Origin of the sequence: Streptomyces sp. M-16 (assembly GCF_052114405.1) — a bacterium.
In the GTDB taxonomy this organism is placed as follows: Bacteria; Actinomycetota; Actinomycetes; order Streptomycetales; family Streptomycetaceae; genus Streptomyces.
Window position 1 is genome coordinate 83729 of sequence record NZ_JBFRER010000049.1, and the last position, 23559, is coordinate 107287.

Sequence of the window (23559 nt, forward strand, 5' to 3'; positions counted from 1 at the left end):
CGGCCGACGCCACCCCCGATCCCGATGAAGGAGAGAACGTGAACGACCGTACGCAGTCGGGATCCGCCCCCGGCCGTCTGCTGCTGCCCGGCCTGTTCAGGGCCCAGGCCGCCCGCACCCCCGAAGCTCCCGCCGTCCTCGCCACCACGGGGGCCGATTGGACCTACGCCGATCTGGAGCACCACGCCGCCCGCTACGCAGCCGCCCTGCGGGCCGGCGGAGTGGCGCCCGGCGACTTCGTCGGCGTCTGCCTGCCGCGCGGCCCCGAGCTGATCGCCGCRCTGCTCGGCGTCTGGTTCGCCGGCGGCGCCTACGTCCCGCTCGACCCGACCTACCCCGAGGCCCGGCTCGCGCTGGTCCTGGAGGACGCCGGCGCCACCGTGGTCCTCGCCGGTCACGGCACCGCGGCGCGGCTGCCCGCCGGACTCACCGTCCTGGACGTCGCCGACGCCCCCGACTCCGTCTCCGCCGCCGAGGCCGCCGGCTTCCCGCTCGCCCCCGACCCGGCCCGGCCCGCGTACGTCCTGCACACCTCCGGCTCCACCGGCCGCCCCAAGGGCGTCCTCGTCCCCCACGCCGGCATCGCCAACCGGGTGCGCTGGCTGGCCCACCGGCACAAGCTCGGCCCCGCCGACCGCTTCCTGCTCAAGACCACCGTCGGCTTCGACGCGGCAGGCCTGGAGCTCTTCTCGCCGCTGATCAGCGGGGGAGCGGTGGCCGTGGCCCCCCAGGACGCCGAACGCGACCCGGCCGCGCTGCTGCGCGCCGTCGGCGACCACAAGGTGACCGTCCTGCAGGGCGTCCCCTCCGTCTACCGGCGCCTGGCCGAACAGTCCGGCTGGGAGCGCGCCACCGCCCTGCGCCTGATCTTCAGCGCGGGCGAGCCGCTGCACGCCGAACTCTGCCGCGCCCTCGCCGAACTGGCCCCGCGCGCCGAGATCTGGAACACCTACGGTCCCACCGAAGCCTCCGTCGACATCACCGAGCACCGCTGGGACCCCGCGCAGGAGACCGGCGCCGTCCCCATCGGCCGGCCCATCGCCCACATGCGGGCCCTCGTCCTCGACCCGGCCGGCCGTCCCGTCCCGGTCGGCGTCCCCGGCGAACTGCACGCCGGGGGCATCGGCCTCGCCCTCGGCTACCAGGGCCGCCCCGACCAGACCGCCGAACGCTTCGTCCCCGACCCCTACGGCCCGCCCGGCGAGCGGCTCTACCGCACCGGCGACCGGGTCCGCTGGCAGGCCGACGGCACCCTGGAGTACCTCGGCCGCCTCGACCACCAGGTCAAGGTCAACGGGGTCCGCATCGAGACCGGCGAGGTCGAGGCCGCGCTGGCCGCCCACCCGTGGGTGCGCGGCGCCGTCGCCGCCGCCGTCCCCGACGGCGACGGCGGACACCGCCTCGTCGCCTGGGTCCGCTCCCGTGGCGAGCGGCTGCGCCCCGAGGAACTGCGCACCTTCCTGCGCCGCTCCCTGCCCGACCCGCTGATCCCCTCCGTCTACGTGCCCGTCGCAGACTTCCCGCTCACCGCCAACGGCAAGATCGACCGCTCCGCCCTGCCCGAGCCCGCCTCCGCGGCGGCCGAGGCGGAGACCGCGCACGTCCCCGTACGCACCGCCGCCGAGCGGGTCGTCGCCGAGCAGTGGGCCGCCCTCCTGGACATCCCCGCCGCCCGGATCGGCGCCACCAACGACTTCTTCCAGCTCGGCGGGGCCTCCCTGCTGCTGAGCCGGCTGGCCCAGGCCCTGTCCGCCGCCTCCGGCACCACGGTCCCGCTGCGCGCCCTGTTCACCGCCACCACCGTCGAGTCGCAGGCCGCCCTGCTGGCCGACGCCCCCGCCCTCGCGGGCACCGCCACCGCCGACAACGGTGACGCCACCGCGGCCGCCGGCGACGACGGCGTGCGGCCCGTGCCCCGCACCGAAGCGGGACTGCCGCTCTCGCCGGGCCAGCAGGGCCTGTGGCTGATGGACCGGATGCGCCCCGGCAGCGCCGAGTGGAACGCGCCCGTCTTCATCACCCTGCCGCCCGCCTACGCCGACGACACCGTCGCGGCCGCCCTGCACGGACTCGCCGCCCGCCACGAGATCCTGCGCACCCGCTACGTCCTGCGCGGCACCGAGCCGGTCCAGATCGCCGACCCGGCCCCGCACGTCGAGCTGCGCACCACCCGCGCCGAGACCGCCGAGGCCCGCAACGTCCTGATCGAGGACGAGTTCAGCCGCCCCTTCGACCTGGAGAACGGCCCCGTCTGGCGCGCCCTGACCGTCCGCGGCGCTGGCTCCCTCCACCTGGTCCTGTCCATTCACCACATCGCCTGCGACGGCTGGTCCTCGGTGGTCCTGGAACGCGACCTGCTGGCCCTCGCCGAGGCCGCGCACCACGGCACCGACGCCGTGCTCCCGGCCCTGCCGGTCCAGTACGCCGACCACGCCGTCCACCAGCGCCGCCGGCTGACGGGATCCGCCGCGACCGGGGAACTGGCCCACTGGAAGCGGGCCCTGGAGGGGTCCGTCCCCGCAGACCTGCCCGCGGACCGCGCCCGTCCGGCCGTCCGCGACGGCGTCGGCGCCGCCCACGTGTTCACCGTGCCCGCCGCACTCGCCGACCGGGCCGCCGCCTTCGGGCGCGGCCACGGGGCGACCCTCCAGCAGACCCTGCTGACCGTCTTCGGGACGCTCGTCGCCCGGCTGACCGGCCAGTGGGACGTGCCGGTCGGCGTGCCCGTCGCCGGACGGGAGCGGCCGGAGGTCGCCGATGTCGTCGGCTTCTTCCTGAACACGCTGGTGATGCGCTGCGACGCCCCGGCCGACGCCACCTTCGAGGAGGCGCTGATCCGGGTCCGGGACACCGCCCGCAGTGCCTTCGCCCACCAGGACCTGCCCTTCGACCGCCTCGTCGCCGAGCTCGACGACGCCCGCGACCCCGGCCGCACCCCCCTCTACCAGGTCATGTTCGACCTCCACGAGGAGGGCCGGACCGGCACGGCCGCCGCCGAGGGCGACATCGAGGCCTTCCGCGGGGCCTGGCGCAGCGCCCGTACCGACCTCACCTTCGTGCTCCAGCGCCAGGGCGACGGCTCCCTGCTCGGCCTGGTCGAGTACGCCACCTCCCTCTTCGACCCGGCCACCGTGGAGCGCTTCGCGGCCGGCTGGGTGCGGCTGCTGGAGTCCCTGGTCGACGAGCCGTGGGTGCGCCTGGACCGGGCCGCGCTGCTGCCCGGCTCCCTGCGCGAGGAGATCCTCGCCCTCGGCCCCGGCGCCCCCGAGCCCGGCACCGCCGGTGCGGCCGACGACCTCGTCCACGCCGTGATCTCCGCCACCGCCCGTGCCAACCCCGGGGAGACCGCCGTCGTCTGCGGCGGCGAGAGCTGGACCTACGCCCGACTGGAGCGCCGTGCCGAGGCCTTCGCCCGGCGGCTCGGCGAACTGGGCGCCGGTCCCGAGACGACGGTCGCCGTCATGCTCGGCCGCACCCCCGACCTGATCGCCGCCTACCTCGGCGTCTGGAAGGCCGGCGCCGCCTGGGTGCCGCTCGACGCGGCCGCGCCGGTCGAACGCCTCGGCTACGTCCTGGACGACGCGGGGGCCCGGCTCCTGGTCTCCGACCTGGCGGGCGCCGCCCGGCTGCGCGGCCACCACGACGGGCCCTGGCTGGCCGTCGACACCGACGAGCGCCTCGCCGCCTTCGACGGCGGGGCGACCGCCCCGGCCGACGCGGCCGATGCGGCCGCCGCGGGCCACGCGGCCGGCGCGTCCGCCGCCCTCGCCGCCTGCAGCGACCCCGCACTGGCCGCCGACGGGATCGACGCCCGGTCCCGTACCGCACACCCGGGCGGGGCCCCGGCCGACGCGGCCCGGCTGGCGTACATCATGTACACCTCCGGCTCCACCGGGCGCCCCAAGGGCGTCGCCGTCGAGCACCGCACGCTGCTCGCCATGCTCCGCGCCTCCCAGGCCCACCTGGACTTCGGGCAGGGCCCCGACGACGCCTGGCTGGCCCTGGCCCAGCCCACCTTCGACATCTCCTGCACCGAGCTGCTGATGCCGCTCGTCGCCGGGGGCCGGGTGGTCCTGGCCCGGGAGCGGGACCTCGCCGACCACGCGGCGCAGCTGCGGCTCATCGAGGAGCACGGCGTCAGCCACCTCCAGGTCGCGCCGCCGCACTGGCAGATGCTCATCGACGCGGGCCTGGGGCGGCGCCCCCTCGTCGGCCAGACCGGCGGCGAGCCGTGCCCGCCCGCCCTGGCCCGGGACCTGTCCCGCCGCCTGCTGCGCTTCGTCAACGAGTACGGGCTCACCGAGACCACCATCGCCGCCACCCGCTGGGACGCGTACGACACCGCCGCCGCCGTCCCCGTCGGCCGCGCCTACCCGCACGTCACGGCCCGGGTCCTCGACGAGTACCTGGAGCCCGTTCCGTACGGCACCACCGGCGAACTGTGCGTCGGCGGATCCGGACTGGCCCGCGGCTACCACGGCCGCCCCGACCTGACCGCCGCCGCCTTCGTCCCCGACCCGTACGGGCCCCCCGGCGCCCGCCTCTACCGCACCGGCGACCGCGCCCGGATGCTGCCCGACGGCACCCTGGAGTTCGCGGGCCGCGCCGACGGCCAGGCCAAGATCCGCGGCCGCCGCGTGGAGACGGGCGAGGTGCAGGGCGTCCTCGCCGAGCACGCGGGGGTCTCCCAGTGCGCCGTCGTCGTCCACGGCACCGGCCCCACGGCCGCGCTCATCGGCTACTGGGTCCCGCGCGGCGACAACCCGCCCGCTGACGGGGAACTCCTGGACCACTGCGCCCGCCGCCTGCCGGACTACATGGTCCCCGCGCTGCTGGTGCCCGTCCCGCGGATCCCGCTCACCCGCCACAACAAGGTGGACGTCAAGGCCCTGCCCGCCCCCGACCTCGCCGCCGCCCTCTCCGACGAGCCCTACACCGCGCCCGAGGGCCCGGTCGAGGAGATCGTCGCCGAGATCTGGGCCGAGGTCCTCGCCGGGGAGGACGGCACCACCCGCCGGATCGGCGCCCGCCAGGGCTTCTTCCGGATCGGCGGCAACTCCGTCCTCGCCGCCCGCGTCATCGCCCGCCTCCACGAGGAGTTCGACGTCGAGATGCCCCTGCGCGCCGTCTTCGAACACCCCACCGTCGCCGGACTCGCCGCGGCCGTCGAAGAAGCCGTACGCACCGAGATCGAAACCCTCGACCACGCCGAACTCGCCATCGCCCACAGGGAGTACCAGCCGTGACCGCACCCACCGCACCCACGCAGGACGAGCTGCGGGCGGAACTGCTGCGCCGACGGCTCGCCGGACGCGCGGGCCGCACCACGGGCCGCGGCCCCGCCCGCACCGGGATCCCGCGCGCCGACCGGGAGGCCCCGCTGGCGCTCTCCGCCGGCCAGCGCCAGCTGTGGTTCCTCCACCAGCTCGACCCGGACAGCCCCGAGTACCTGCTGCCGCTCGCGCACCGGCTGCGCGGCACCCTCGACGAGAGCGCCCTGCGCCGCTCCTTCGACGCCCTGGCCGCCCGCCACGAGATCCTGCGCACCCGCTACCTCCTCGAAGGCGGGGAGCCCCGGCAGGTCGTCGACCCGGCCGGCCCCGTCGACTACGCCGTCAGCGAGGTCACCGGCATCGACGCGGCCGACCGCGACGCCGCCGCGGCCGCCTTCGCCCAGGCCCGCGCCGGCGAGGTGTTCGACCTGGCCGCACAGGCCCCGCTGCGGGTCCGCCTGCTGCGCCTCGCCGCCGACGACCACGTCCTGGTCGTCGTCATGCACCACATCGCCTGCGACGCCCTGACCCGGCCGCTGATCCTCGCCGACCTGGCCGCCTGCTACCGGGCCGCCGGCACCGTCACCGGTCCGCTGGACGGCGTCCTGCCCGAACCCCCCGTCCAGTACGCCGACTACGCGGCCTGGCTGAACGCCCGCCAGTCCGGCCCCGCGGCCGAGGCCGCCCTCGACTGGTGGCGCGGACAGCTCGCCGGCACCGAGCCCCTCGGCCTGCCCACCGACCGGCCCCGCCCCTCCGTCCGCGGCTGGGACGGCGCCGTCGCCGGGTTCGACGTGCCCGCCGAGGTCGCCGCCCGGCTGCGCGCCCTCGCCGAACAGGAGGGCGCCACCCTCTTCATGGTCCTGCTCAGCGCCTACCAGGCACTGCTGGGCCGCTACACCGGCAAGCAGGACGTCGCCGTCGGCACCGCCGTGTCCGGCCGCACCCGCCCCGAGCTCAGGCAGATGGCCGGCTACGCCTACAACAGCCTGGTGCTGCGCGGCCGCTGGGAGGGCGACCCGGCCTTCCGGGAGCTGCTCGCCGGCAACCGCACCACCGTCCTGGACGCCTTCGACCACCAGGACACCCCCTTCGACAAGATCGCCGACGAACTCGAACCCGAACGGGACCTGTCCACCACCCCGCTCTTCCAGGTGATGTTCGACCTCGCCTCCGGCCAGGGGTCCGACAGCCCCGACCTGCCCGGTCTCACCGTCACCCCGGTCGCCGCCAGTGGCCGCATCGCCCGCTTCGACCTCACCCTGCACCTGTCCGAACGCGCCGACGGCTCCCTGCACGGCGCCCTGGAGTACTCCACCGACCTGTTCGAGGCCGCCACCGCCGAGCGGATCACCGGCCACTACGCGGCCCTGCTCGCGGCCGTCGCCGAACGGCCCGGCGCCCCCCTGTCCACCCTCGACTTCCTCGGCGCCGCCGAGCGCGCCCTGCTGCTCGACGGCCCGGCCGAACCGGTCGGCGCCCCCGTGGACGCCGCCGCCCTGCGGCCCGTCTTCGAGACCATCGCCGACCGGATCGCGGCCACCCCCGGCGCGGTCGCCGTCCGGCACGCCGCCGGCGAGCTCACCTACGCCGAACTCGACGCCCGCGCCGACCGGTTCGCCCGCCGCCTGGTCCAGCTCGGAGTCCGCCCCGACGACACCGTCGGCGTCCTGCTCGACCGGGGCCCCGACCTCGTCGCCGCCCTCCTCGGCATCTGGCGCGCCGCCGCCGCCTACGTGCCGATCGATCCGGGATACCCCGACGAGCGCATCGCCTTCATGCTCGGCGACACCGCCACCCGCCTCGTGATCACCCAGGCCCGCCACGCCGGCCGCTTCGACGGCCCCGGCCTCGTCGTCGTCGACGACCCGGCCGAGCGGACCGCCCTGGCCACCGCCGAGGCCGAACTGCCCACCGCGTACGACCTCGACCAGCTCGCCTACGTCATCTACACCTCCGGCTCCACCGGCAAGCCCAAGGGCGTCCTCATCGGCCACCGCGGCCTGGCCAACTACCTCACCTGGACCGCCGGCGCCTACGCCACGGCCGGCACCGGCGGCGCCCCGCTGTTCTCCTCCGTCGCCTTCGACCTCGGCGTCCCCGACCTGTACGCCCCCCTGATGACCGGGCAGGCCGTCCACCTGCTCCCGCAGGACTTCGACACCGCCGACCTCGGCACCCTGCTGGCCGACGGAGGACCGTACGCCTTCATCAAGCTCACCCCGGGCCACCTCGACCTGCTCTCGCAGCAGCTCACCGACGGGCAGATCCGCGACCTGGCCGGGCTGGTCATCGCCGCCGGCGACTCCTTCACCCACCGTCTCGCCGAACGCTGGGCCGCCGCCGCGGGACCCGGGGGCACCCGCCTCGCCGCCGAGTACGGACCCACCGAGATCACCGTCGGCAACTCCGCCCACTTCCTGCCGRCCGACGGCACCGCGCACGGCCCGGTCACCACCGAGCTCGTCTCCATCGGCCGGGCCGTCCCCAACACCACCATGTACGTGCTCGACGAGCGGCTGCGCCCGCTGCCCCTGGGCGTCCCCGGCGAGGTGTGGATCGGCGGCACCGGCCTGGCCCGCGGCTACGCCGGCCGCCCCGACCTGACCGCCGAACGCTTCCTGCCCGACCCCTACGGCGCCCCCGGCGCCCGCATCTACCGCACCGGAGACCTCGCCCGGGTCCTGCCCGACGGCAGCCTCGACTTCGTCGCCCGCATCGACCACCAGGTCAAACTGCGCGGCTACCGCATCGAACTCGGCGAGATCGAGACCGCCCTCACCGCGCTGCCCGCCGTGGCCGAGGCCGTCGCCCTGGTCCGCGAGGACACCCCCGGCGACAAGCAGCTCGTCGCCTACCTGGTCCCCGCGTCCGGCGCCGACGACGCGGACCTCGCCCCCGCCGCCCTGCGCGACGCGCTCGGCGAGGCCCTGCCCGCCTACATGGTCCCCTCCGCCTACCTGCGCCTGGACGCGCTCCCGCTGACCGCCAACGGCAAGCTGGACCGCCGCGCCCTGCCCGCCCCCGGCCGCGAGGCCACCACCGTCGGCGAACACGTCGGGGCGCGCGACGCCGCCGAAGCCTCCATCGCCGCCGTCTGGGCCGAGGTCCTCGGTCTGGAGACCGTCGGCGTCCACGACAACTACTTCGACCTCGGCGGGGACTCCATCCGCGCCGTCTCCCTCGTCGGCGCCCTGCGCGAAGCCGGCTGGGAGACCAGCGTCCGCGACGTCTTCGAGCACCGTACGGTCGCCAAACTGCGCGCCGCCCTCGGCGACCAGGCCGGCGACGGCTCCGCCGAGCGGGCCGACGGCCCCGTCGCGCCCTTCGCCCTGATCGGCGAAGAGGACCGGATCACCCTGCCGCACGGCGTCACCGACGCCTACCCGGTCTCCCGGATCCAGGCGGGCATGCTCGTCGAGATGCACGGCCGCAGCGGCGAGAACCGCTACCACAACATCACCTCCTTCCGGATCCGCGACGAACTCCCCTTCGACCCGGCGGTGTTCCAGCGGGCCGCGGACCTGATCGTCGAGCGCCACGAGGTGATGCGGACCTCCTTCGCCCTCTCCGGCTACAGCGAACCCCTCCAGCTGGTGCACGAGGCCGGCTCCGTATCGATGCCCTGCCTCTTCGAGGACCTGCGCCACCTGCCGCGCGAGGAGCGCGAGTCCACCCTGTGGTCCTTCGCCGACCGCGACCGCGAGGAGCTCTTCGACCTCACCGTCGCCCCGCTCATGCGGATGGCCGTCCACCTCGTCGACGACGAGAGCTGGTGGCTGTCCATCACCGAGTGCCACCCGGTCATCGAGGGCTGGAGCTACCACTCCCAGCTCATGGAACTGCTGCGCGCCTACCGGGCGATCCGCACCGGCGGCGAGCCCGAGCCGGCGCCGCCCGTCCCGGCCGTCCGCTACGCCGACTTCATCGCCGGTGAACTGCGCTCCCTGGAGTCCGCCGAGGACCGCGACTACTGGCGCGGACTCGTCGACGGCCACGAGAAGTTCACCATCCCCACCGGCTGGGCCGGCGACCCGCTCGGCGCGGACGAGCGCTACCGCATCGACCTCGAACTCGGCGACGTGGAGCCCGGCCTGCGGGCCCTCGCCTCCGCCGCGGAGGTCCCGTACAAGAGCGTGCTGCACGCCGCGCACAGCAAGGTCCTGTCGATGCTCACCCGGGCCGGGAGCTTCCGCGGCGGCATGGTCGCCGACGCGCGCCCCGAGGAGGCCGGCGCCGAACGGGTCTCCGGCATGTACCTCAACTCGGTGCCCTTCCCCTACCGCAAGGGCGCCGCGACCTGGGGCGAGCTCGCCCGGGAGGTCTTCGCCCGCGAGGTCGAACTGTGGCCCCACCGCCGCTACCCGATGCCCGCCATGCGCGTGGCCGGCGGCGAGAGCCACCTGATCGACGTGCTCTTCCACTACCTGGACTTCCACCAGGTCGACGTCGAGCTCATCGACATCATGGCCAGCCGCGACGACAGCCCCAACGAGTTCCCGCTCGTCGTCGGCACGCCGGTGCGCGGCCACCTCTCGATCGCCTCCCGCACCCGGACCCTCGCCAAGGCCAACGCCGAGCGCCTCGCCGCCCTCTACAAGGCGGTCCTCACCGACATGGCCCGCACCGGGGCCGACGGCGACGCCCGGAGCGGCTTCCCCAACCACCAGGAGCACTACCGCCTCGCCGCCCCCGCCCTCCCGCACCCCGAGACCCCCGTCGAAGCCCTCGCCGGCTTCGAGGCCCAGGCCGCGCGCACCCCCTGGGCCACCGCCCTCACCGGCGCGGGCACCCCGGACGGCTCCGGCACCTCGTACGCGGAACTGGACGCACGGGCCAACCGGATYGCCCGCCGCCTGCGCGCGCTCGGCGCCGGCCCCGAGACCCGGGTGGCCGTCCTGCTGGACCGCGGGCCGGACCTGGTCGCCGCCCTGCTCGGCGTGTGGAAGGCCGGCGCGGCGCAGCTGCCCGTCGACCCCTGCACCCCGGCCGCCCGGCTGTCCGCGCTCGGCTTCGACCTGGCGCTCACCCAGGGCGCGTACGCCGACCGGTTCGCCGGGACGGCCGGCGCCGGGCGGATCCTGCTCGCCGAAGAGGTCTCCCACGAGGGAGACGACGGCCCGCTGGGGCTGGACCTGGACCCCGACCGGCTCGCCTACGTCCTGTACACCTCCGGCTCCACCGGCACCCCCAAGGGCGTCGAGATCAGCCACCGCTCGCTCGCCCACTACCTCGACTGGGCCGTACGGGCCTACGCCGAGACCGGCTCCGGCGGCGCCCCCTGGTTCACCTCGGTGGGCTTCGACCTGGGCCTGCCCGCCCTGTACGCGCCGCTGATGACGGGGCAGCCGGTGCGCCTGCTGCCGCAGGACTGGCAGCCGGGGGAGTTCGGCCCGCTGCTGATGGCCGGGGCCCCGTACGCCTTCGTCGGCCTCACGCCCGGCCACCTCCAGCTCCTGGAGGCGCAGCTGAGCGACTCCGAGCTGGGCGGCCTCGCCGCGATCGCGGTCTGCGCCGGCGACGCCTACCCCACCGCGCAGGCCGAACGGGTCGCCGCCCGCATCGCCGCGGCCGGCGGGCGGATGCTGCTCGGCGCCGAGTACGGGCCCACCGAGGCCACCGTCGCCGCGACCTTCGGCCACGTACGCCCCAACACCCGGCGCACCCTCGTCCCGCTCGGCTCCCAGCTGCCCGGGGTGCTGCTGCGGATCCTCGACGACCGGTTGCGGCCCGTGCCCGACGGGATCACCGGCGAGGTCTGGCTCGGCGGCGAGGGACTCGCCCGTGGATACGCCGGGGCGCCCGCCCTGACCGCCGCGTCGTTCCTGCCCGACCCGTACGGCCTCCCCGGCACCCGCATCTACCGCACCGGGGACCTCGCCCGCATCCTGCCCGGGGGAGGGCTGGAGTTCACCGGCCGCGCCGACGAGCAGGTCAAGGTACGCGGCCACCGCGTCGAGCCCGGCGAGGCCGAGGCCGCCCTGACCGCCGACCCGGCCGTCCGCGAGGCACTCGTCACCCCCGTGGACGCGGCCGACGGCGGCAAGCGGCTCGCCGCCTGGGTGGTCCCGGCCGACGGGCACTCCGTCGAGGTCCCCGCCCTGCGCGACCGGCTGCGGGCGGTCCTGCCCGCCGCCGCCATCCCCGCCGCCGTCACCGTCGTCGACCGGCTCCCGCTGACCGCGAACGGCAAGCGGGACAAGGCCGCCCTGGCCTCCCGCCGGGCCACCGCGACACCCCTGCCGTACACCGCCCCGCGCACCGACCTGGAGAAGGTGCTCGCCGAGGTCTGGTCCGAGGTCCTCGGCCTCGAACAGGTCGGCGTCCACGACGACTTCCGCGACCTCGGCGGCGACTCGCTGCTCGTCGCCCCGCTGCTCGTCGCCGCCCGCCGGCACGGGCTCACCCTCGACCTCGCCACCGCGCTGCGCAACCACACGGTCGCGCGGACCGCCACCGCACTCGAAGCCGCCGCTCCCCACACCGGCGCAGACCACCCCGAGAAGGGCTGATCCGATGGACCCGCAGCACACGAACGACCCCGGCGGCCGCCGCCCGGCGCGCCACCTCATCTCCATCGACGACCTCACCGACCGGGACCTGCACCGGATCGTCGCCCGCGGCGCCGAGTTCTCGGCGGGCACCGTCACCCGCTCCCGCGCCCTGGAAGGCCTGGTCGCCGGCGTCTACTTCGCCAAGACCTCCACCCGCACCCGCACCGCCTTCTCCTCCGGGGCGCTGCGCGTGGGCGCCCGGATCGTGGCGTACGGCCCCGGCGACCTCCAGCTCAACACCGGAGAGTCCGTGGAGGACACCGGACGCGTGCTCTCCGGCATGCTCGACGTCCTCGTCGCCCGCACCGCCGGCCCCGAGGCGGAACTGCGCGGCTGGGCCGCCCAGGACCGGATGGCCGTGGTCAACGCGATGAGCGCCGAGGAGCACCCCACCCAGGCCCTCACCGACCTCACCACCCTGCTGCGCCACTTCGGCCGCGTCGACGGACTGCGCGTCCTGTACGTCGGCGAGGGCAACAACACCGCCGCCGCCCTGGCCCTGGCCCTGACCCGGTTCCCGAACGTCCACTTCGAGCTGCGCACGCCGCCCGGCTACGGGCTGCTGCCCTCCATCGCCGACCGGGCCCGCGCCCGGGCCGCGCGCACCGGGGCGGTGCTCGTCGAACGGCACGACATGGACGTGCTGCCCGAGGGCTTCGACGTCGTCTACACGACCCGCTGGCAGACGACGGGCACGCAGAAGCCGGACGCGAACTGGCGCGAGATCTTCGCCCCGTTCCAGGTCACCTCCGGTCTGTGGGAGACCAGCCCGCGCGCCGTGTTCATGCACGACCTGCCCGCCCACCGGGGCGAGGAGGTCACCGCGGAGGTCCTGGACGGTCCGACGAGCATCGCCTTCGCCCAGGCCACCAACAAGATGCACAGCGCCATGGCCGTACTGGAGTACACCCACTCCGCTCCGGCGGACGGCGACGCCACCGGCCCCCGCTTCGCCGCGGACCTGGACGACGCGCACCTCGCGACGGCCGTACGGTGACCCCGCCGCCGAAGACGGTGACGGACCCGGCGGTCCTCCCGTGGGAGCTGGCAGCCTCCCCCCCGGCGGGAGACGCCCCGGAGCCCCGGACCGACCCGGGCACGGAGTCCCGGCCCACGGGCCGGGCCGAGCCCGAGGCCCCATCCGGGAGCGGGGAGGCGGCCCCGGGCCCGGAGCACGGCGAGGCCCCGTCGCCAGGCGTTCCGCTGCGTCGCAACCGCGACTTCGGGCTGCTGTGGGGCGGCGCCGGACTCTCGCTCCTCGCCGGCCGGGCGACCGCCGTCGCCTACCCGCTCACCGTCCTGTGGATCACCGGCTCGCCCGGTGACGCCGGCCTGGTCGGCACCGCCCTCCTCCTGCCCCAGCTCCTCGTCCAGCTCCCCGGCGGCGCCCTCGTGGACCGCTGGGACCGGCGCCGGATCATGATCGGCGCGGGCCTCGGGCAGGCGCTGGTCGCCGGGGCCGTCGCCGCCCTGCTGCTCAGCGGGCACGTCTGGCTCTGGGCCCTGCTCGCGGCGGCCTTCACCGAGGGCACCCTCGGGGTGCTGCACCAGCTCGCCGAGCGGGCCGCGGTCCCCGCCGTCGTCCCCACGGAGCAGCTCCCCGCCGCCCTCACCGGCAACGAGGCCCGGACCCGCGGCGCCGCCATCGCCGGACAACCGCTCGGCAGCGGCCTCGTCGCCCTGGGCTCCTCCTTCCCGTACGTGGCCGCCCTCGTCGGCCAACTCGCCTCCGTCGTCCTGCTCTTCGGAGTACGGGGCAAGCTCCAGGCCGAGCGCACCGGGCCCCGGCCCGATCTGGTGCGGGAGATCAAGGAGGGGCTCGTCTGGATGTGGCGCCAGCGCTTCCTGCGGGCCGTGATGGCCGCCGTGGCCGTCTCCAACGTGCTGTTCCAGGGCCTCAACCTCGCCGTCATGACCGGCATCCAGGAGAACCACGGCTCGCAGTTCCAGATCGGCGTCGTGCTCTCCCTCAGCGGGGCCGGCGGACTCGTCGGCGCCATCACCGGCGGCTGGTGGGCCACCCGCTTCTCGCTGCGCACCCTGGTGCTCGGCGGGCTGGCCGTCTGGACCGCCCTGATGGTCCCCGTCGCGTTCCTGCGCGACCCCTACGCCCTGGGCGCGCTGTTCGCCGCCAGCGGCTACGTCGGCGGCGTGTTCAACGTCGCGGGCGGGGTGTTCATGGTCCGCGTCGCCCCCGACCGGATGCGCGGCAGGGCCAACTCCCTCGCCATGCTGGTCGGCGGCGGCGCCATGGCGGCCGGTCCCGTGGCCGCCGGCTTCGCCCTGGAGGCCTTCGGCCCCACCCGTACCGTGCTGGGCCTCAGCGTCGCCATGGGCGTCACCGCGCTCGTCGCGCTGCTGTCGCCGTCCCTGCGCCGCAACCCCCTGGAGAAGGGCTCCCCGGAGCCCGCGTAGCCACCTCCGGGCCCCGCCTGTGACCTGCGCGAACAGCGATATAGGGCAGGTATGGCGGGGCCCGGGAGAGTAAACCCATCGCACCCCCCGATGATCCGTCCGCATCCGAGACAGAGCCAGAAGGAGCACGACCATGCCGCTCAACTCCATGGACCGCAGGAGCGTCCTGCGGACCGCCCTGGGCGCCGCAGGCGCCGCGGCCGCGGTCACCGTCCTCGGCGCGGGCCCGGCGGCCGCCCACGGCCGCCGCCCGCAGCTGCCCAAGGTCGAGGGCCTGGTCGGCGACCGCTGGGCGAGCGAGTTCTGGTACGAGTACGACGAGATGTCCTACTACACGCCGTCGGACGGGATGAAGGCCGCGGTCGCGGCCATCACGGCGCCCTTCGGCGGCTTCACCAAGTCCTACGACGCCTGGCTCGCCACCCGCCAGGGCGGGCGCTACCCGCGCAGCTGGATGGAGCTCATCCAGCCCAACAAGGCCCACTTCGAGCTGCTCTCCCGCGAGCAGAAGAAGGTCTACGACAAGTGGTACGGCCACGACCCCAAGGGACTGGTCTTCGCCTTCCAGGAGTTCGGCCAGGGCACCCTGTTCGACCCGCGCCGCCCGGCCGGCAACAAGGTCCACATGATGAACTACACGCCGCCGGAGGCCACCCACGCCTACCACCGCTGGCACGCCTACCTGCAGTCCTTCCAACTGCTCGGCATCGACCGCCGGTTCTGGGCGCAGATCAACCGCCTCGCGGGCGCGGCCTGGGAGCTCCAGTCCATCGCCAAGCCGGTGAACGACGCCAACGACAACAAGCACCTGCCCAGGCACGTGGTCCGCCACGTCACCGACAAGTGGCTGTGCCGCTCCGACGAGAAGGTCACCAAGGCCTTCGACGTCTGGCCCTACCCGGTCGACCTCGGCAAGTAGTCCGGCTGACCCCCCGCTCCACACGACTCAGGAGGAATGGCACACCATGCGAGACACGACCGGATCTTCACCCCGAATCGGCGTCTGGATGGTCGGCGCGCGAGGCTCGGTCGCCACGGCCGCCATCGCCGGCGCCGCCGCCATCGTCGCGGGTGCCGCCTCCCCCGTCGGGTGCGTCACCGAAACGCCCCCGTTCCGTGACGCACCTCTGCCGGCCCTCGCCGACCTGGTGTTCGGCGGCCACGACGTCGTCGACACCCCCCTGTCGGCGAGGGCCGGCCAACTCGCCGAGGCGGGCGTCCTGCCCTTCGCTGTCCTCAAGGCCCTGGACACCCCGCTGGCCGCCGCCGAGCTGGAGATCCGCGACGGTGGCGTCCGCCCCGGCGAGTCGCAGTCCGACACCGCCGCCCGCCTCGCCGAGGACATGGCGGCCTTCCGCGACCGGCACGGTCTGGAGCAGGTGGTCGTCGTCAACGTCTCCTCCACGGAGCCGCTGCCCGAACCCGACCCCGCCTTCCTGAGCCTGGCCTCCCTGGAGGCCGCCCTCACCGCCGGCTCCGTCACCCTGCCGGCGAGCTCCCTCTACGCCTACGCCGCCTTCACCGCGGGCTGCTCCTACGTCAACTTCACCCCGTCGGCGGGCGCCGCCCTGCCCGCCCTGGAGGAACTGGCCCGGCTGCGCGGGGTCCCGCACGCCGGCCGCGACGGCAAGACCGGCGAGACCCTCGTCAAGAGCGCCCTCGCCCCGATGTTCACCCAGCGCGCCCTGCGCCTGCGGTCCTGGTCCGGCACCAACCTGCTGGGCGGCGGCGACGGCGCGACCCTCGCCGACCCGGCGGCGGCCCGCTCCAAGACCGAGTCGAAGCAGCGCAGCCTGGAGGAGACCGTCGGCCACGCGGTCCAGGGCCAGACGCACATCGACAACGTCCCCGAGATGGGGGAGTGGAAGACCGCCTGGGACCACATCTCCTTCGAGGGCTTCCTCGGCGTCCGGATGACCATGCAGTTCACCTGGCAGGGCTGCGACTCCGCGCTGGCCGCCCCGCTGGTCCTGGACCTCGTACGGCTGGCCGCGCTGGCCGGGCGGCGCGGCGAGTCCGGGGCCCTGGCCGCCCTCGGGTTCTTCTTCAAGGACCCGGCCGGCTCCACCGAGCACAACCTCACCCTCCAGTACGAGGCCCTCACCGCCTGGGCCGCGCACCCCGCCCCGGTGTCCACCGCGACGGGCGCCGATCCGCTGACGGGGGCCCGGCCGTGACCACCGCCACCGCCGCGGCGCACGACGCCCGCCCCGGGACCGCCGGACCCGCCGGCGGGAGCGGACCCCTGCGGCTGCCGCCGTTCCCGGGCCGCGCCTTCCGCGCCCGGCGCACCCTGCGCGCCTACGCCGAGCTGGTCCGGGCGCCCGCCGCGATCACCGTGCCCGGCGACGTCCTGGCCGGCGCCCTCGCCGCCGGACGCGGCACCGGCCCCCGCACCCTCGGCCTCGCCGCCTCCTCCGTCTGCCTCTACTGGGCGGGCATGGCCCTCAACGACTGGGCCGACCGCGAGCTCGACGCCGTGGAGCGGCCCGAACGCCCGCTGCCCTCCGGCCGGATCCGCCCCGAGGCCGCCCTGGCCACCGCCGCCGGGCTGACCGCGGCCGGTCTCGGCATCGCCGCCCTGGCCGGTGGCCCGCGCACCGCCCTGCGCCGCACCCTGCCCCTGGCCGCCGCCGTGTGGGCCTACGACCTCGGCGCCAAGGCCACCCCCCTCGGCCCCGCCGTGATGGCCACCGCGCGCGCCCTGGACGTCCTGCACGGCACCGGGCCCGGCCCGGTCCGCCCCGCCCTCGTCCCGGCGGCCGCCGTGGCGGTCCACACCCTGGGCCTGACCCGGCTCAGCCGCCACGAGGTCGACGGCGCCCCGCCCCGCGAGGCGGCCCTGACCCTCGCCGCCGCGGCGGCCGCGGTCGCCGGCACCGCGCACCGCGGCACCGGACCCGCCCAGGCGGCCGCCCTCGCCCTGTACGCCACGAGCTTCGGACCCGCCCTCACCCGCGTCCTGCGCGACCCCGCCGCCCCCCGCGTGCGCCGGGCCGTCGGAGCCGGCATCCACGCCCTGCTGCCCCTCCAGGCCGCCCTGGCCGCCCGGGCCGGTGCGCCGCGCGTCGCCGTACCCCTCGCCGCCGCCCTGCCGCTGGTCCGCGGCCTCTCCCGGAAGGTGTCCTCCACATGAGCACCCCGACCGGACCGCGGTTCTCCTACGGCACCAACGGCCTCGCCGACCACCGCCTGGGCGACGCGCTGCGCCTCCTCGCCGACCTCGGCTACGAGGGCGTCGCGCTCACCCTCGACCACCAGCACCTGGACCCGTACGCCCCCGGCCTCGCCGCGCGCGTCGAGGAGGTCCGGCGCGCCCTGGACGCCACCGGTCTCGCCGTCGTCGTGGAGACCGGCGCCCGCTACCTCCTCGACCCGCGCCGCAAGCACCGCCCGACGCTCCTCTCCGCCGAACCCGAGGGCCGGGAGCTGCGCCTGGACCTGCTGCGCCGGGCCGTCGGCATCGGCGCGGAACTGGGCGCCGGCGCCGTCCACTTCTGGAGCGGCACCCCCGACCCGGAGACCACCCGCGAACAGGCCTGGCAGCGGCTGGTCGACGGCTGCGCCGAAACCGTCGGCCACGCCGACGCCGCGGGCATCGACCTCGCCTTCGAACCGGAGCCCGGCATGCTCGTCGCCGACCTCGCCGGATACCGCAGGCTGCTGGCCGACCTCGGCCGCCCGGACCGCTTCCGGCTCACCCTGGACATCGGGCACTGCCGCTGCCTGGAGCCCTACCCCGTGGCCGACTGCGTGGCACTGGCCGCCGACCGCCTGGCCCACGTCCAGATCGAGGACATGCGCCGGGGCACCCACGAACACCTGCCCTTCGGAGAGGGGGAGATCGACTTCCCGCCCGTGCTCGGCGCCCTCGCCGGCGCCGGCTACCGGGGGCTCGTCTCCGTCGAACTCCCCCGCCACAGCCACGCCGGCGCCGAGACCGCCCGCCACAGCATCGCGTTCCTGCGCGAGGCGGCCGCCCGGTGCGCGTCCCGCGACACCCGTCCGCCGCAAGAGCCGTTGAAGGAGGCCGTACCGGCATGACCGCCCCCACCCTCGCCCAGCCCGTCCCGGTGGCACCCGCCACCGCCGCCGCCGACCAAGCCGTCCACGACGCGCTGACCCTGCGCACCCTGGAGGAGTCCCTGCGCTCCGTGCTCGACCAGGACCACCGGGTCCGGCTCGCCGCCGACACCGCCGCCGTGGCCGCCGAGGGCCCCGCCGCCCTGGACCGCCGCTTCCCGGCCGCCGGACGCGACTACGGCCGCGGCCCCCTGCCCGGCTGGGCCGACTGGGCCGTCGAGGACGCCGTCCGCGCCGTCCTCCTGCTCGCCCTGACCCGCTACGGCACCTCCGGCGCCGCCCTCGCCCGCGAAGCGGGCGAGCGCTACGCCCACGGGGACGCCGCCGAACGCCGCGGCGTACTGCGCGCCCTGCCCTTCCTCCCGCTCGGCGCCCGCGCGGTGCACCTCACCGACGACGCCCTGCGGACCAACGACAACCGGCTCATCGCGGCCGCGCTGGGCCCCTACGCCCGCGCCCACCTCGACCAGTACCGCTGGCGCCAGGCCGTCCTCAAGTGCCTGTTCACCGGCATACCGCTGGCCAAGGTCGCCGGACTGCACGAGCGCCGGGACGCCGAACTGGCCCGGATGGCGCACGGGTTCGCCGCAGAGCGGCGCGCCGCCGACCGCCCCGTGCCGGCCGACCTGTGGACCGTAGCCACCCTCGACCACTGACCCAGTCACCCACCCCTACCGGAGCCCGACCATGCGCATCTTCGACCCGCACATCCACATGACGTCCCGCACCACGGACGACTACCGAGCGATGCACGCCGCCGGCGTCCGCGCGCTGGTCGAGCCCGCGTTCTGGCTTGGGCAGCCGCGCACCTCCCCCTCCAGCTTCACCGACTACTTCGACGCCCTCCTGGGCTGGGAGCCCTACCGCGCGGCGCAGTTCGGCATCAGCCACCACTGCACCATCGGCCTCAACCCCAAGGAGGCGAACGACCCGCGCTGCACCCCCGTCCTGGACCTGCTGCCGCGCTACCTCGCCAAGGACGGGGTCGTCGCCGTCGGCGAGATCGGCTACGACACCGTCACCGACGCCGAGGAGCACGCCTTCGCCGTCCAGCTCTCCCTCGCCGTCGAGTTCGGCCTGCCCGCCCTCGTCCACACCCCGCACCGCGACAAGGCGGGCGGCACCGCCCGCTCCCTGGCCGTGATCCGGGAGTCCGGAATCGACCCGGGCTTCGTCGTCCTCGACCACCTCAACGAGGTCACCGTCCGGGAGGTCCGCGACTCCGGCTGCTGGATGGGCTTCTCCATCTACCCCGACACCAAGATGACCCCGGACCGCATGGTCGCCATCCTCAAGGAGCACGGCACCGAGCGCGTCCTCGTCAACTCCGCGGCCGACTGGGGCCACAGCGACCCGCTCCTCACCCGCGCCACCGGCGACGCCATGCTCGCCGCCGGCTTCGACGAGGACGACGTGGACCGCGTCCTGTGGCGCAACCCGGTCGCCTTCTACGCGCAGTCCGGCCGGCTCGGCCTGGACGGCTACACGGACGAGCAGGCCGCGGGGCTGTACGCCGGGAACTCGATCGCCCGCGGCGGAAACTGATCAGGAAAGAGGAGCCGCCTGATGCGCTTCCGCCACCCGGACGGCACCGCCGTCCACCTCGCCTACTGCACCAACGTGCACCCCGCCGAAACCCTGGAGGGCATCACCGCCCAGCTCGCCGCGTACGCGGAACCGGTCCGCCGCGCCGCGGGGGAGTCCGTCATCGGACTCGGCCTGTGGCTGCCGGTGGACGCGGCGGCGGCCCTCGCCGCCGACCCGGCCGCCGTCACCCGGCTGCGCCGCGAGCTCACCGCCCGCGGACTGGAGACGGTGACCCTCAACGGGTTCCCGTACAAGGGCTTCCACGCCCCCGTGGTCAAGCGGGCGGTGTACTACCCGGACTGGTCCGAGCCCGCCCGCCTCGACTACACCCTGAACCTGGCCCGGGTCCTGGCCGGGCTGCTGCCCGACGACGCCGAACGCGGCTCGGTCTCCACCCTGCCGCTGGCCTGGCGCACCGCCTGGTCGCGCACCCAGCGGGCCGCCGCCACGCGCCAGCTCGACAAGCTCGCGGCCGGACTGCGCCGCATCGAGGCGGAGACCGGCCGGACCGTGCGCGTCGCCGTGGAACCAGAACCGGGCTGCGTCGCCGAGACCACCGCGCAGGCCGTCGAGGCGCTCAAGGGCGTCGACCACGAATGGATCGGGCTCTGCCTGGACGCCTGCCACCTGGCCGTCGCCCACGAGGAGCCGGACGCCGCCGTCGCCGAACTCCTGACGGCCGGACTCCAGGTGGTCAAGGTCCAGGCGTCCAGCGCCCTCCAGGCCGCCGACCCTGCGGACCCCCGGGTCCGGGAGGCCCTGGCGGCCTTCGCGGAACCCCGCTTCCTGCACCAGACCCGCGAGGCCGCCCCGGCCGGCGGCGCCCTGCTCGGCTCCGACGACCTGGGACCGGCGCTGGCCGGGGCCCTGCCCGGCGAGGCGCCCTGGCGGATCCACTACCACGTACCGCTGCACGAGGAGCCGGCCCCGCCGCTGGCCTCCACCGGGCCGGTGCTGCGCGACACCCTCCGGGCCCTGTTCGGAGGGGACCACGCCGTCACCGACCACATCGAGGTGGAGACGTACACCTGGTCGGTGCTGCCCGAGGGCAGCCGGCCGGTGGGCGACGCCGGGCTGGCCCGGGGCATCGCCGCCGAACTCGACTGGACCGCCCGGGAGCTGACCGCACTGGGCCTGACCCGCACGGCGCCCGCCCCCGTACCGTCCGCTCCCGTACCGCCCGCCCGCGTACCGTCCGCCGCGCAGAAGGAGCCCGGCTCATGACCCCCACCGCCCGGAAGAAGACGGCCGTCCTGTGCACCGTCGGCCTCACCCCACGGCTGCTGCCCCACATGCCCAACGTGCGGGCCATCGGCGAGCGGGGCTTCGCGGCCCCCCTCGACACGGTGTTCCCCGCCGTCACCGCCACGGTCCAGGCCACCCTCACCACGGGGACGCTGCCGCGCGACCACGGGGCGGTCGGCAACGGCTGGTACTTCCGCGACCACGGCGAAGTGATGATGTGGCGCCAGCACAACGCCCTGGTGCGGGGCGAGAAGGTCTGGCAGGCCGCCCGGCGGCACGACCCGGACCACACCACCGCCTACCTGTGCTGGTGGTGGGCCATGGGCGCCGACGTCGACACCGTCCTGACCCCCCGGCCCGTCTACCACTACGACGGCCGAAAGGCTCCCGACTGCTACACCGTCCCGGCCGCCCTGCGTGACGAACTCACGGCCGCCCAGGGCGAGTTCCCGCTCTTCAACTACTGGGGTCCGACGGCCTCCCTCACCTCCACCCGGTGGATCGCCGGCGCCGCCCGGCACGTGGCCGACACCCGCGACCCCGACCTGTCCTTCATCTACGTCCCGCACCTGGACTACGACCTCCAGCGCTTCGGCCCCGACGGCCCCGAGGCCGTCCGCGCCGCCCGCGAGGCCGACGCCGCGCTCGGCCCGCTCCTGGACGACCTCCGCGAACGCGGCACCACCGTCGTCGCCCTCAGCGAGTACGGCATCTCGCCCGTCAGCCGGCCCGTGGACATCAACCGCGCGCTGCGCCGCGAGGGACTGCTGTCCGTCTACGCCCAGCGCGGCATGGAGTACCTCGACCCCTACACCTCACGGGCGTTCGCCGTCGCCGACCACCAGGCCGCGCACGTCTACGTGGCCGACCCGTCCGACGTCCCGCGCGTGCGCGACGTCCTGAAGTGCCTGGACGGGGTCGACGAGGTCTGGGACCGCACCCAGCAGGCCGACTACGGCATCGACCACCCGAACGCGGGCGAACTGGTGGCCGTATCGGAGCCCGACGCCTGGTTCACCTACTACTACTGGCTCGACGACCGCCGCGCCCCCGACTTCGCGCGCGGCGTCGAGATCCACCGCAAACCCGGCTACGACCCGGCCGAACTCTTCTTCGACCCCGCCGATCCGGCGGCCAAGGCGAAGGCCGGCCTCGCCGTGCTGAAGAAGAAGGCGGGCCTGCGCGCACCGCTCCAGGTGGTGCCGCTCGATCCGGGCTGCGTCCGCGGCAGCCACGGGCGGCTGCCCGAGGACGACCGGGACGGACCGCTGCTGCTCTGCTCCGACCCGTCGCAGGAACGCGCCCGCTACCACGCCACCGAGGTGAAGGACCTGCTCCTGCGCCTGGGTGGACTGACCTGACAACGCCCTCAAGGGGGAGAGGAGGATCCGATGACCAGCCAGACCCTGGCCGCCGTCCGCGGCCGCATCGACCACACCGACCACACCGGTGTACTGCCCGTGCCCGAATCGGCCGCACGGGAGGCGGCCAGACTCCGGGAGACCGGCGAGGCCCACGTCTGGTGGTGGCCGCTCGAAGACCGGGTCGACCAGGCCGACTTCGACCTGCTCGACGAGGTCGAGCAGGTCCGCGCACGGCGGTTCCGCCTGGAGCGGGACGCCGCCGCGTTCATCCGTACCCGGGCCGGCGCCCGGCGCGCCATCGGCGGGCTGCTGGGCGTGGACGCACGTGAGGTGGCCCTCGGCCGCCGCGTGTGCCCCGGCTGCGGTGACCTGGAGCACGGCCCGCCCGCCGTGTCCGCGCCCGCCGTCGGACTCGCGCTGAGCCTGACCCGGACCAGCGGCTGCGGGGTGCTCGCCCTGCACGCCGGCGACTGGATCGGGGTGGACGTCGAGGCCCTGCGGCCCGTCGAGTCCGGCTCCCTGGCCAGTGTGGTGCTCGCGCCCGCCGAGCACGCGTACATCCTGTCGCTGCCCGCCGGGCCCGAGCGGACCGCCGCCTTCCACCGGGTGTGGACCCGTAAGGAGGCCGTTCTGAAGGGAGTCGGGCTCGGGCTCCTCGGCATCGACCTCAACGCGCTGGACGTCCGGCCCGGCACGGCCGGCCCCGTCGAGGTGGAGCACGGCTACCAGGGCGAGGTCAGCAGCTGGCAGATCGACGACCTCGACCTCGACGGGAACTGGTCGGCCTCCCTGGCCCGCCCCGTCGACGGCTCCCCCCTCGGGGCGGTCCACCGGCACCGTCCCGCCTGACCCGCGTCCGCCCGCCCCCGCTCCCGCCCCCGCGGCGGGGTCCGGGGGCGGGCGCACGGCCTCCCCGCACGGAGAACCCACCCCTCCCGGAGCTCCTCATGGCCCAGCCCGCCCTCCAGACCGCCGCCCCCATCGCGCCCACGCCCGCCGCCGTGCCCGCCGTGCCCGCTGCCGTGCCCGCCGCCGCCC

13 protein-coding genes are annotated in these 23559 nt (G+C 75.6%); all 13 read left to right on the plus strand.

What is annotated here, in order from left to right; all coding sequences use genetic code 11:
* Positions 1–38 precede the first annotated feature (38 nt).
* The 13 genes from AB4039_RS22760 (at position 39) to AB4039_RS22820 (ending at position 23370) form a co-directional block, all read left to right on the plus strand.
* On the plus strand, positions 39–5246 hold the full coding sequence (locus tag AB4039_RS22760; RefSeq protein ID WP_442271667.1) for an amino acid adenylation domain-containing protein: 5208 nt from the start codon (positions 39–41) through the stop codon (positions 5244–5246).
* Positions 5243–11785 (plus strand): amino acid adenylation domain-containing protein, encoded by a 6543-nt coding sequence (locus AB4039_RS22765; protein WP_442271668.1) that lies wholly within the window; start codon positions 5243–5245, stop codon positions 11783–11785. Before AB4039_RS22760 ends, AB4039_RS22765 begins: the two co-directional genes overlap by 4 nt.
* Positions 11786–11789: 4 nt before the next feature.
* Positions 11790–12824: an ornithine carbamoyltransferase gene (locus AB4039_RS22770; protein ID WP_266843125.1), complete on the plus strand. Its 1035-nt coding sequence runs from the start codon at positions 11790–11792 to the stop codon at positions 12822–12824.
* Positions 12821–14242 (plus strand): MFS transporter, encoded by a 1422-nt coding sequence (locus tag AB4039_RS22775; RefSeq protein WP_266843127.1) that lies wholly within the window; start codon positions 12821–12823, stop codon positions 14240–14242. Before AB4039_RS22770 ends, AB4039_RS22775 begins: the two co-directional genes overlap by 4 nt.
* A gap of 133 nt (positions 14243–14375) precedes the next feature.
* Complete coding sequence (locus AB4039_RS22780; RefSeq protein WP_266843129.1) at positions 14376–15161, plus strand: Tat pathway signal sequence domain protein; 786 nt, start codon at positions 14376–14378, stop codon at positions 15159–15161.
* A 46-nt stretch (positions 15162–15207) separates the two neighbouring features.
* Complete coding sequence (locus AB4039_RS22785) at positions 15208–16419, plus strand: inositol-3-phosphate synthase (protein WP_442271669.1); 1212 nt, start codon at positions 15208–15210, stop codon at positions 16417–16419.
* Positions 16416–17378, plus strand: coding sequence for an SCO3242 family prenyltransferase (locus tag AB4039_RS22790; RefSeq protein WP_442271670.1), 963 nt, complete (start codon positions 16416–16418; stop codon positions 17376–17378). The genes AB4039_RS22785 and AB4039_RS22790 overlap by 4 nt, the downstream gene beginning before the upstream one ends.
* Positions 17375–18286 (plus strand): sugar phosphate isomerase/epimerase family protein, encoded by a 912-nt coding sequence (locus tag AB4039_RS22795; RefSeq protein ID WP_442271671.1) that lies wholly within the window; start codon positions 17375–17377, stop codon positions 18284–18286. Before AB4039_RS22790 ends, AB4039_RS22795 begins: the two co-directional genes overlap by 4 nt.
* Positions 18283–18981, plus strand: a complete 699-nt coding sequence (locus AB4039_RS22800; RefSeq protein WP_442271672.1) for an EboA domain-containing protein — start codon at positions 18283–18285, stop codon at positions 18979–18981. The genes AB4039_RS22795 and AB4039_RS22800 overlap by 4 nt, the downstream gene beginning before the upstream one ends.
* 31 nt (positions 18982–19012) lie before the next feature.
* Positions 19013–19870, plus strand: a complete 858-nt coding sequence (locus AB4039_RS22805; RefSeq protein ID WP_266843136.1) for a TatD family hydrolase — start codon at positions 19013–19015, stop codon at positions 19868–19870.
* A 21-nt stretch (positions 19871–19891) separates the two neighbouring features.
* Positions 19892–21136 (plus strand): metabolite traffic protein EboE, encoded by a 1245-nt coding sequence (gene eboE, locus AB4039_RS22810; protein WP_442271673.1) that lies wholly within the window; start codon positions 19892–19894, stop codon positions 21134–21136.
* The gene (locus AB4039_RS22815) at positions 21133–22518 is read left to right on the plus strand and encodes a nucleotide pyrophosphatase/phosphodiesterase family protein (protein WP_266843140.1); all 1386 of its coding nucleotides are present in this window, start codon (positions 21133–21135) and stop codon (positions 22516–22518) included. Before eboE ends, AB4039_RS22815 begins: the two co-directional genes overlap by 4 nt.
* A 30-nt stretch (positions 22519–22548) precedes the next feature.
* Positions 22549–23370, plus strand: a complete 822-nt coding sequence (locus AB4039_RS22820; RefSeq protein WP_266843142.1) for a 4'-phosphopantetheinyl transferase superfamily protein — start codon at positions 22549–22551, stop codon at positions 23368–23370.
* Positions 23371–23559 lie beyond the last annotated feature (189 nt).